Annotated in this window: 2 tRNA genes and 2 rRNA genes; all 4 read left to right on the forward strand. The window is 58.8% G+C overall.

What is annotated here, in order from left to right:
* Nucleotide 1: 1 nt before the first annotated feature.
* The 4 genes from ACI6QG_RS19360 to ACI6QG_RS19375 all read left to right on the forward strand — a co-directional run bounded on the left by ACI6QG_RS19360 (nt 2) and on the right by ACI6QG_RS19375 (nt 3,407).
* Nucleotides 2-73: transfer RNA gene (locus ACI6QG_RS19360), tRNA-Ala, on the forward strand.
* Between the two features lie 255 nt (nt 74-328).
* Nucleotides 329-3,063: ribosomal RNA gene (locus ACI6QG_RS19365) — 23S ribosomal RNA — on the forward strand.
* Nucleotides 3,064-3,189: 126 nt separating this feature from the next.
* Nucleotides 3,190-3,304: ribosomal RNA gene (gene rrf, locus ACI6QG_RS19370) — 5S ribosomal RNA — on the forward strand.
* A 29-nt stretch (nt 3,305-3,333) separates the two neighbouring features.
* Nucleotides 3,334-3,407, forward strand: a tRNA-Met gene (locus ACI6QG_RS19375).
* Nucleotides 3,408-3,409: the final 2 nt, after the last annotated feature.

Below are 3,409 nucleotides of genomic sequence, written 5' to 3' on the forward strand. Positions count from 1 at the left end.
TGGGGGCGTAGCTCAGTGGGAGAGCACCTGCTTTGCAAGCAGGGGGTCGTCGGTTCGAATCCGACCGTCTCCAGGGTTTGGTGGCGCGCCGTGGTGAGGGGCCTTTGGGGGCTTCTCCGGCGTGTCCGGGCAGCCTTGCTGCACGATGGGTTTGCCGCTGGCGCGGCATGGGCTGTGATGGCCTGTGCGGGCTGGGGGCGTGTTGTTTGACAGGTGAATCGGAATGGTTGGTTGTGTGAGTGTGTGAGTGTGTGAGTAGAGCTGGGCATTGTTTGCCATTGGCTCTTGTGCGTTGTGGGCCTTGGTCCTGCGTGCGGGTGCTGGTGGTGGATGAGCGCGATAAGGGCGTTCGGTGGATGCCTTGGCGCCAAGAGGCGATGAAGGACGTGGCACGCTGCGAAAAGCCGCGGGGAGATGCGAGCGATCGTTGATCCGCGGATGTCCGAATGGGGAAACCCCTCCGCAAGGAGATCCCATCCTGAATACATAGGGGTGGGAGGCGAACCCGGGGAACTGAAACATCTCAGTACCTGGAGGAAAAGACATCAACAGAGATTCCGCGAGTAGTGGCGAGCGAAAGCGGATTAGGCCATTTGACTACGTATCCTAAGCTGAGCCGTCTGGAAAGTCGGGCCATAGTGGGTGATAGCCCCGTAGGCGTATGGGATGCGTGGTTGATCGAGTAGGGCGGGGCACGTGAAACCTTGTCTGAACATGGGGGGACCACCCTCCAAGCCTAAATACTCCTTGGCGACCGATAGTGCACAAGTACCGTGAGGGAAAGGTGAAAAGCACCCCGACGAGGGGAGTGAAAGAGACCTGAAACCGGACGCCTACAAGCAGTCGGAGCCTCCTTGAGGGGTGACGGCGTACCTTTTGTATAATGGGTCCGCGAGTTCGTGTTGGCAGCAAGCTTAAGCCGATAGGTGGAGGCGCAGCGAAAGCGAGTCTGAACAGGGCGTTCAGTTGCCGGCATGAGACCCGAAACCGAGTGATCTAGCCATGGCCAGGCTGAAGGTGGGGTAACACCCACTGGAGGGCCGAACCCACGCCTGTTGAAAAAGTCGGGGATGAGCTGTGGCTAGGGGTGAAAGGCCAATCAAACTCGGAAATAGCTGGTTCTCCGCGAAATCTATTGAGGTAGATCGTCATGTGGTCACCATCGGAGGTAGAGCACCGGAAGGGCTAGGGGGGCCCAAAGCCCTACCAAACCCTACCGAACTCCGAATGCCGATGAGTGCAGCGTGGCAGACAGACAGTGGGTGCTAAGGTCCATTGTCGAGAGGGAAACAGCCCAGACCACCAGCTAAGGTCCCCAAATGATGGCTAAGTGGGAAAGCATGTGGGACGGCCAAAACAACCAGGAGGTTGGCTTAGAAGCAGCCATCCTTTAAAGAAAGCGTAATAGCTCACTGGTCTAGTAGCTGTCCTGCGGCGAAAATGTAACGGGGCTCAAGCCATCTACCGAAGCTGTGGATGCACGAAAGTGCGTGGTAGCGGAGCGTTCCCTAGGCCTGCGAAGGTGCATCGTGAGGTGTGCTGGAGGTATGGGAAGTGCGAATGCGGACATGAGTAGCGACAAAGAGGGTGAGAAACCCTCTCGCCGAAAGTCCAAGGGTTCCTGCGCAAGGTTAATCCGCGCAGGGTGAGCCGGCCCCTAAGGCGAGGGCGACAGCCGTAGCCGATGGGAACCAGGTGAATAGTCCTGGGCCCGCCAGAAGTGACGGTTCTGAAGTTCTGTTCGGTCTTATTGGATTGATCGGGCAGTTGGATGGATCCGGGAAACAGCTCTGGCATTGGACCGTACCCGAAACCGACACAGGTGGACTGGTAGAGAATACCGAGGCGCTTGAGAGAACCATGTCGAAGGAACTAGGCAAATTGCTCGCGTAACTTCGGGATAAGCGAGACCCTGGCTTGCGCAAGCAGGTTGGGGTGGCACAAAGCAGGGGGTGGCGACTGTTTAGTAAAAACACAGGGCTCTGCGAAATCGAGAGATGACGTATAGGGTCTGACGCCTGCCCGGTGCCGGAAGGTTAAAAGGAGGTGTGCAAGCACCGAATTGAAGCCCCGGTAAACGGCGGCCGTAACTATAACGGTCCTAAGGTAGCGAAATTCCTTGTCGGGTAAGTTCCGACCTGCACGAATGGCGTAACGACCTCCCCACTGTCTCCGGCATGGGCTCAGCGAAATTGAATTCCCCGTGAAGATGCGGGGTACCCGCAGTTAGACGGAAAGACCCTATGAACCTTTACTGCAACTTCGCAGTGGCGCCAGAAAAGGGCTGTGTAGGATAGGTGGGAGGCTTTGAAGCCGGGGCGCCAGCTCTGGTGGAGCCAACCTTGAAATACCACCCTGCGCTTTTTTGGCGTCTAACCGAGCCTGGTGATCCCGGGCCGGGACCCTGCGTGGTGGGCAGTTTGACTGGGGCGGTCGCCTCCTAAATCGTAACGGAGGCGCGCGATGGTGGGCTCAAGCCGGTCGGACATCGGCTGTTGAGTGCAAAGGCATAAGCCCGCCTGACTGTGAGCGTGACAGCGCGAACAGAGACGAAAGTCGGCCTTAGTGATCCGGTGGTCCCTCGTGGACGGGCCATCGCTCAACGGATAAAAGGTACTCTAGGGATAACAGGCTGATCTCCCCCAAGAGTCCACATCGACGGGGAGGTTTGGCACCTCGATGTCGGCTCATCGCATCCCGGGGCTGGAGCAGGTCCCAAGGGTTCGGCTGTTCGCCGATTAAAGCGGTACGTGAGCTGGGTTTAGAACGTCGTGAGACAGTTCGGTCCCTATCTGCTGTGGGTGTTGGAGACTTGAGAGGATCTGTCCCTAGTACGAGAGGACCGGGATGGACGCACCTCTGGTGCACCAGTTGTCACGCCAGTGGCACAGCTGGGTAGCCAAGTGCGGACGGGATAACCGCTGAAGGCATCTAAGCGGGAAACCCACCTCAAAACCAGGTCTCCCCGAGGGCCGTGAAAGACCATCACGTTGATAGGCCGCAGGTGTACGCCAGGTAACTGGCTCAGCCGAGCGGTCCTAATCGCCCGACAGGCTCATCCATCAAACCAGCACGGTGACGGACCATCGGTCCGGCACACCGCGCGCAGCACCAAAGCCCACACACGCCCCACACCACCAGCCATTCCCCACCTCACCTGCCTCCCAACACACGGGAGTGGTGCGGTGGCCTGGTGCCGATTGCGGAGTTGATACACCCGATCCCATCCCGAACTCGGCCGTGAAACACTCCAGCGCCCATGGTACTGTGCCTCAAGGCACGGGAGAGTCGGTCAGCGCCAGGCCACCCCACCACCCCCAACACCCACACCCCCGCGGGGTGGAGCAGCCCGGTAGCTCGTCAGGCTCATAACCTGAAGGTCACAGGTTCAAATCCTGTCCCCGCATCC

It is taken from the genome of Sabulicella flocculans, assembly GCF_045449635.1.
Taxonomy (GTDB): domain Bacteria; phylum Pseudomonadota; class Alphaproteobacteria; order Acetobacterales; family Acetobacteraceae; genus Roseococcus.